This window comes from Silvanigrella sp., assembly GCF_044369315.1.
GTDB lineage: Bacteria > Bdellovibrionota_B > Oligoflexia > Silvanigrellales > Silvanigrellaceae > Silvanigrella.
The window spans coordinates 1-7,340 of the sequence record NZ_JBIPMD010000174.1 but is presented as its reverse complement, the minus strand read 5'-3'; the positions used below and the strand labels follow the sequence as shown (position 1 = coordinate 7,340).

General features: G+C 30.7%; 8 protein-coding genes. 4 read left to right on the top strand and 4 right to left on the bottom strand.

The window, feature by feature from the left end; all coding sequences use genetic code 11:
* Positions 1-57 precede the first annotated feature (57 nt).
* From ACIQ56_RS12595 to ACIQ56_RS12585, 3 genes are read left to right on the top strand one after another with little or no spacing between them, the layout of a single operon-like run.
* Positions 58-1,110, top strand: coding sequence for a 3-deoxy-7-phosphoheptulonate synthase (locus tag ACIQ56_RS12595; protein WP_397601412.1), 1,053 nt, complete (start codon positions 58-60; stop codon positions 1,108-1,110).
* Positions 1,111-1,150: 40 nt separating this feature from the next.
* The gene (locus tag ACIQ56_RS12590; protein ID WP_397601411.1) at positions 1,151-1,708 is read left to right on the top strand and encodes a prephenate dehydratase; all 558 of its coding nucleotides are present in this window, start codon (positions 1,151-1,153) and stop codon (positions 1,706-1,708) included.
* A 30-nt stretch (positions 1,709-1,738) separates the two neighbouring features.
* The gene (locus ACIQ56_RS12585; protein WP_397601410.1) at positions 1,739-2,002 is read left to right on the top strand and encodes a chorismate mutase; all 264 of its coding nucleotides are present in this window, start codon (positions 1,739-1,741) and stop codon (positions 2,000-2,002) included.
* A gap of 90 nt (positions 2,003-2,092) precedes the next feature.
* Here the strand turns inward: ACIQ56_RS12585 and ACIQ56_RS12580 are convergent, their stop codons facing one another.
* The 4 genes from ACIQ56_RS12580 to aroA all read right to left on the bottom strand — a co-directional run bounded on the left by ACIQ56_RS12580 (position 2,093) and on the right by aroA (position 6,438).
* On the bottom strand, positions 2,093-2,551 hold the full coding sequence (locus ACIQ56_RS12580; RefSeq protein WP_397601409.1) for a VOC family protein: 459 nt from the start codon (positions 2,549-2,551) through the stop codon (positions 2,093-2,095).
* Positions 2,552-2,682: 131 nt separating this feature from the next.
* Positions 2,683-3,936, bottom strand: a complete 1,254-nt coding sequence (locus ACIQ56_RS12575; protein WP_397601408.1) for a hypothetical protein — start codon at positions 3,934-3,936, stop codon at positions 2,683-2,685.
* Between the two features lie 10 nt (positions 3,937-3,946).
* Complete coding sequence (gene aroC / locus ACIQ56_RS12570; protein WP_397601407.1) at positions 3,947-5,050, bottom strand: chorismate synthase; 1,104 nt, start codon at positions 5,048-5,050, stop codon at positions 3,947-3,949.
* A 5-nt stretch (positions 5,051-5,055) separates the two neighbouring features.
* Positions 5,056-6,438: a 3-phosphoshikimate 1-carboxyvinyltransferase gene (gene aroA / locus ACIQ56_RS12565; RefSeq protein WP_397601406.1), complete on the bottom strand. Its 1,383-nt coding sequence runs from the start codon at positions 6,436-6,438 to the stop codon at positions 5,056-5,058.
* 243 nt (positions 6,439-6,681) lie between these two features.
* On the opposite strand from aroA, the gene ACIQ56_RS12560 reads away from it, so the two are divergent.
* Positions 6,682-7,340, top strand: a 659-nt coding sequence (locus ACIQ56_RS12560) for an esterase/lipase family protein (protein WP_397601405.1), incomplete at its 3' end; no start/stop codon positions are given.

Below are 7,340 nucleotides of genomic sequence, written 5' to 3'. Positions count from 1 at the left end.
CGGTTCTGCAGGGGTTTCATGGCAATGAATTACTTTATTTGAAAGGAAATAAAAGTCATGTCTCTACCTACCAATTATAATATCTTAAAAAAAATACCTACAACAAAAGAAATTATCGACTATGCTCCCTTATCAGCTAAAGCAAAACAAAAAATTGAAAAAGATAGAAAAGAAGTAAAAAATATTTTAGAGGGAAAAGACAATCGCCTCTTATTAATTGTAGGTCCTTGCTCTGCTTGGCCAGAAAAAGCAGTTTTAAATTATGCAGAAAAACTGATTCAATTAGAAGAAAAAGTGAATGAGCGTATTAAAATTGTGATGCGGGTTTATATACAAAAACCGAGGACAACCAAGGGCTGGGTAGGTCCAATCATTCAACCCGATCCTTTCAAACAACCCGATCTAGAAGCTGGAATGAAATATTCTAGAAAAATGATGGTTGATGTCGTTGAAATGGGTTTGCCAATTGCTGATGAAGCTTTATCTACCCAAAATGCAGATGTATTTTTAGAACTTCTTTCTTGGGTTGCTATTGGAGCACGCAGTAGCGAAGATCAAGAACACCGCATTTTTGCATCTGCCATTGAGTGCGCTGTTGGATTAAAAAACCCGACCCATGGTTCCTTAAAAATTGGTGTAAATAGCATTGTTGCTGCACAATATAATCATATTTCAGCAATGAATGGCTATGAGGTAGAGACAAATGGAAATCAACATGCTCATCTCGTGTTACGAGGAAGTAATCATGGGCCCAATTTTTCAAATCTTCATTTATTAGAAGTAAAAAAACATATGGAAGATCAAAAAATTAAAAATCCAGCCGTTGTTATTGATATCAGTCATGACAATTGTCTATTAAATGGTAAAAAAGATCATCTTTTACAAATTAACAATATTTTTGAAATTTTAGAGAATATAAAAGATCGCCCTGATTTAAAAAAATTGGTAAAAGGATTTATGGTTGAGAGCTTCATTCAAGATGGTTGTCAACCTATTCTCACAGATCAACCTGAAAAAATAAATTTAAATGGATTATCTATTACAGATCCTTGTTTAGGGTGGGATAAAACAGAAGAATTGATTCTTAATTTATATGAAAAATTAAAATAAAGAATTTTTATAAATTTATAAATGAAATTAGGAGATGGATGTGATTTTAGGTGTTTCAGGCGATGTTGGATCTTTTTCGGAAGAAGCGGCTATAAAATATAGTAAACAAACGAATCATTCTTTTGAACTGAAATACTTAATTGATATTGAAGGCGTGTTAACCTCACTCACAAATCATTCCATTCAATTTGGAATTTTTCCCGTTGTAAATTTAAAAGGAGGCTTAGTTAAAACCGCTTTTGAAGCAATGGGTAAATATCATTTTAAGTATATAGAAAATATTTTCATAGAAATTGAACATAATTTAATTACAAAAAATGAAGTTAGTTTAAATGAAATAACCACAATTGTTTCTCATCCTCAAGCCTTTGCTCAATGCCAAAAATATTTAAAAAGCAATTTTCCAAATGCCGAATATATTGAGTGGAAAAATACGGCACTAGCAGCCAGAAATCTTTCAGAAGGTCTTTTTCCATTAAATACAGCCGTTATAGGACATAAAAAAACAGCCTCTCTTTATAATTTAAAAATAAGAGAAGAAAAAATACAAGATGAATTCGAAAATTTAACTGCTTTTATAATTGTTGAAAATATTTAAATAAACATTAAGATTAGAGGATATTTTATTTTGAATTTAAATGCTTTAAGAAAAGAAATAGAAGATATCGATAAGATTATTATTGAAAGTTTAGCAAAAAGAGTAAATATATCGAGTAAAATCGGTGAAATTAAAAAAGAAATGGGAATTCAAATATATGACTCTGAAAGAGAAAAAAATTTGAATTCTTTTTATCACGAATTGAGTTTAAAATTCAATTTAGACCCTGAATTTATTATTAAAATTTTTAAAATAATCATTAAAAACTCTAGAAACATTCAGTTAAAAAATTAAATTATTTCTTTGAAGTTTTCGTTTTTCTTTTTTTAGCGGGCTTTTTTACAGCTTTTTTAGTGGTCTTTTTTGTTTTTGTGCTCTTCTTAGCTACTGTTTTTTCTTTTTAGAAGTTGTTTTTTTCTTTTTTGTAGCCGCTTTTTTAAGAACTTTTGCAAATGACCATGAATAGCCATCAATATCAGTTACAGTGCACATTCTATCTCCCCAATAGAAATCTTCGGGAGAAACGACACTTCTACAACCGCTTGCAATCGCTTTTTCATAAATTTTATCGACATTGTCTACAAAAACATAAAATGATTGTGATGCAGAAACATTTAATGTGGAAGGAGATCTTGCTGGACTTCCCATTGAACTTTCTGGATGAATCATAAATAAAACAGTATTTTTATGAAATATATTTATATGATTTACATGGCCATTATGATCTTTCATACCTTTTGTTTTAAAACCAAACGCTTTACTATAAAAGTCAGCAGATCTTTCTAAATTTCTAACTGCTAAATAAGGTGACAACCATGGCATACGAGTCGGACGAGGATCCATACGAAGTTCCTTTTTGTCATAATGTTATAAAGTAAATTACCCAATCATAATATTTACAAATAAAAATTTAATATTCAAGACTTAATAGGAAAATATTTTCTCTATGGTAACAATTTGACAAAATTAAATGATTAAATTGAGGTTATATATTCAAACATTAATTTAGAGATTAAACTTACAGGAAATTTTTTTGTTACTGGTGAAAAAATAGGTTCCGAATTTATTAACGAAAATTGGCCATAAGAAGGCAAACTTAATGCGCATAGAGAAGCATCTTCATTTTTTTTATCCTGCACTAAATATTTTTCAATTTGAATTTGAGAAATCTGATTTGAAATTATAATGGGATATTTATAAGTAATATCTTTTATAAGATTTATCATATTTTGTTGATCATTTGAAAAGGAAACAAGACCTGATTGAAAAATAAAATGTAGCCCATGAGCAACGGCAATGCCATGCGGAAGAAATTGAATAGAATGATCTTCTGCCAAGGCTTCAATGATATGAGCTAAAGTGTGCCCAAAATTTAAAGATGTTCTTATATCTTTTGACTCATATAAATCGAGATTCACAATAGTAGACTTATATTTTATACTTTTTGATATTAAATAAAAAAAATCTTCTATTGTTGAATTCTTATGATATATTTTTAAAATAGAATCATAATCATTTAAAAATTCACCAAAAATCCAGGAATGTTTTATTGCTTCTGCCAAACCACAAATAATATCGACCTGGGATAGTGTTTGAAAATATTCTGGAACACAAAAAAGTTTTTCTGCTTCATAGAATAAACCAATTTGATTTTTTCCATAGGGATAAAAGTTAACACCCGTTTTTCCACCAATTCCTGCATCGACAGAAGAAAGAAGTGTGGTTGGCAAATAATAGATTTTTATTTTTAATAAACCAGCAATAAATCCTACAATATCTAATATAATTCCACCGCCCATAACAATAATTAATTGAGTTTCATTTGGTAAAATTTCAATCCATTTATTTACAGTATCAGTACATTTTGTCGACTCATCTGGTTTATACAATAAACATTTTTTATCCTTTAGAAAATTTGTTAACGAACTTTGTTTCGCATATAAGTTTTCATCCACAAAATAAAAAACATTAGAAATATTTAAATTTTGCAAAAAGTTTAGGAAGTCGGTTTGTGAAAGAATCGTTGGAAGGGGGATTAAATGCTTGGAATCCTCTTTTTTCTTTTGAGAAACAAAACCTCTTTTATAAATTTGACATGCAAAATCAAATAATTCTTTATTATAGGAAGTGTTATATTCTGGCAAAGATTTTCGAGTGTAACCTTTTAAAAAAAAATCATTTAATATCATTAAAATATCGTTATAATTTTTTGTTAGGAGATGTTTCATTAGCAGCTTCTTATTCAATTAAAAATTTTGGGTTTAAAGAAAATTGACGTAATAAATGATCCGCAAGAACAAGCCAAAACATAGATTCCACTAAAGGAACTGCTCTAGGCAAAACACAAGGGTCATGTCGACCAGATTTTGCTTTAAAGGAAATTTCTTTCAATTCTTTTGTTACTGTATTTTGCTCTTTAAATATGGTTGAAACTGGTTTGAATCCAACACTAATTAGGATTGGCATTCCATTTGAAATGCCACCTTGAATGCCGCCTGATTTATTACTTTGCGTTACAACAGCTCCAGATTCATTTAAATGAAAAGCATCATTATTTTCGCTTCCTTTTAAAAAAGTAGAAGCCCAACCATCCCCAATTTCAAAGGATCTTACTGCTGGTAAACTTAACATTGCTTTTGCCAATTCAGCTTCTAGTTTATCAAAAACAGGTTCTCCTAAACCAGCTGGAATATTTCTCGCAATACAGCGAACAACACCACCAAGAGAATCCCCTTCTGTTTTTGCAGCCAAGATTTTTTCTTTCATTTTTTCTTCGGCATTTTTATCGGGACATCGAATTAAACTAGCTTCTACTTCATTAAAAGTAACAGAATTGGTTGTTACATTAGCTTGAATATCATAAATACGATCTACCCAACCAATAATTTCTGCATTTGGAATTTTACTTTGTACATAAGCTTTTGCAACAGCTGCTGCCGCAACACGCCCAATGGTTTCGCGAGCGCTTGCCCTCCCCCCACCACTGGAAGGACTTGTTCCATATTTTTTGAAAGTTGTATAATCGGCATGGCCTGGTCTAAATATTTGATTGATATCCTGATAGTCATTTGCTTTTTTGTCTTGATTTCGCACAACAATGGCAATAGGTGTTCCTAAAGTAACAGAATTTTCGACCCCCGATAATATTTCACAGGTATCGAGTTCTCCTCTTGGTGTTGTAAATTCATTTTGTCCAGGTCTTCTTCTATTTAAAAAAGATTGAATTGTACTATGTTCTATTATGATTCCTGGAGGACAGCCATCAATAATACAACCGAGACCAACTCCATGCGACTCACCAAATGTAGAAACACGAAAAAGCGTACCTAAATTGCTCGACATAATTATTATTCTTCCTTAACAATATCAATTTGAAAACCAAGTTCTTGAACCTGATTAAAAAATTGAGGTGCTGTTTTTTCAACACACTTTGGATTTAGTATGCTCACTTGATTTAATTTAGATGAAATTAAAAACCCCGTCATAGCAAAACGATGATCATCCCAGGTTTCAAATTCACCTTTGATCTCATTAAAACTTTTTTCAATTGGATAAATTTTAAAACCATCGGGCAATTCATCTATTTTAAGTCCCAAAGATAAAATATTTTTAACGAAACAAGAAATACGATCACTTTCATGATGGCGAATATGAGAGACACCAGTTATAAGAATAGGGCCATCAGCAAATAATCCAATTGCTCCCATAGTTAAAGCTTGGTCACTATAAAGGGAAAAATCAAAGGTGAAATTTCCTTTTGGCTTTGAAATATTTTCTTTTTTAGAGACAACAATTTCATTATCTAATATTTTAATATTTGCACCTATTTGAATAAGGAGTTCAATAAATTTAAAATCAGGTTGCAAAGTTGATGAGCCTAAATTTAATATTTTTAAATTTAAATTATGCAAAAAAGCTAAAGAAATAAAATAACAACATGTAGAGGCATCAGCTTCAATGGTATATTTTTCAATACCTAATTTTGACGTCGATTGAATTTCAAAGTGATTTAATTCCGCATCATATTGAATGTTACCACCAAAGTTTGTTATGGATTGAATAGTCATACGGACATAATCGGGTTGCACCAAATTATCAGTTCGATTTATTTTTATTTTTTTCTGAGCACCAGCAGCGCACAATAATAGTCCACTTAAAAATTGACCTGATACTTTCCCACTAATATTACATTCTCCTTCAAGCTGAGAAGACTCAATTTGAAAAGGCATTTGATCCGAAGAAATTTTAGCATTTAATTCTTTTAAGGCTTTCACAAGCGGAGATAAAGGGCGCCGCATTAATTGTGGTTCACCACTAATATCTACTTTTAATTCGTTACTTTTTGAAAACGTATTTTGCCAATTTAAAATGACAGCAGGAAAAAAACGGGCTAAAGTACCTGCTTTACCAAAAAAAAGAGATGCTCTCGTTAATTTTGAATCACTTGGAGGAATCATTGTTACTTTTTTTGATTTATAATCGACTTGAATGAAATAACCAAGTTTTTTAAGAGCATCAAGGCCCCAATAAGAGTCTTCTGAAAATAAAAAACCATATAATGTAACAGGCTTTGAACACATTCCTGCCAATACAACCGCTCTATTCGTAAAACTTTTTGACCCAGGAATGCAAATTTCTTTTAAATTGTTATTTAATAAATTTGAATTTATTATTATCTTTTTCACATTGTCTTGATTATTTAATTCGAAAAAAAAATTTTTTAGTTCCATCATATTTTCGCAATTTAGATATTTATAAAATTATATAAAAAGAAGAAATTTCATGCTTTTCAGAAGAAATGAGCTTCTAATATGAAATTATGCCGTAACTAATATATATTGCAATCGCTTGTTACAAGAAAGTCACAAATTATTTGAAAGTTCAAAAAAAACAGTGTATTAAGTCATAAGGTTCTTGTTACCAAAATTGAATAATCTTTATAGATCTAAAATAGATAATTAGAGGAGCTTATTATGTCTATTTTGAAAAAATTAATGATTTGCATTACTTTTTGTTTCACAATTTTTTCATTTGATTGTCATGCTATGAATAATAGCCCTATTATCCTTGTCCATGGCTTCACAGGCTGGGGCAGAGATGAAATGCTTGGGTTCCTATATTGGGGCGGAGTTCATGACTTACAAGAAGAGCTAAAATCCAATGGCAATCGCGTTTACACCGCATCTGTTGGCCCCTTAAACTCAAATTATGAAAGAGCTGTCGAATTATTTGCACAGATTAAAGGAACATGCACAGATTATGGGGAGCTTCATTCTAAAAAATATGGACATGCCCGCTTTGGAAGGTGTTATACAAAACCCTTATATTCTCAATGGAATGAAAATAATAAAATTCATCTCATAGGTCACAGTCAAGGAGGCCAGACCATCAGAGCCCTATTGACATTATTAAAGGAGGGTTCACCAGAAGAAGTCTTTAATAATAAAAATGATGTAAACGATTTATTTAGAGGAAATAAAAATTGGGTTACAAGCATTACAACAGTAGCTACTCCAAATAACGGAACAACATTAACAAATATATTAGATGCTTTTATTCCAACCATTCAATCTATTTTTTCTTATTTTGGCGCCGTTGCCGGACTAGGGAAAGGTTTTTTGTATGATTTAAA

Coding starts and splice junctions, on each gene's coding strand:
- ACIQ56_RS12575 (WP_397601408.1), bottom strand. CDS start 3,936: ATGAAACATCTCCTAACAAAAAATTATAACGATATTTTAATGATATTA.
- ACIQ56_RS12595 (WP_397601412.1), top strand. CDS start 58: ATGTCTCTACCTACCAATTATAATATCTTAAAAAAAATACCTACAACA.
- aroC (WP_397601407.1), bottom strand. CDS start 5,050: ATGTCGAGCAATTTAGGTACGCTTTTTCGTGTTTCTACATTTGGTGAG.
- ACIQ56_RS12580 (WP_397601409.1), bottom strand. CDS start 2,551: ATGGATCCTCGTCCGACTCGTATGCCATGGTTGTCACCTTATTTAGCA.
- aroA (WP_397601406.1), bottom strand. CDS start 6,438: ATGGAACTAAAAAATTTTTTTTTCGAATTAAATAATCAAGACAATGTG.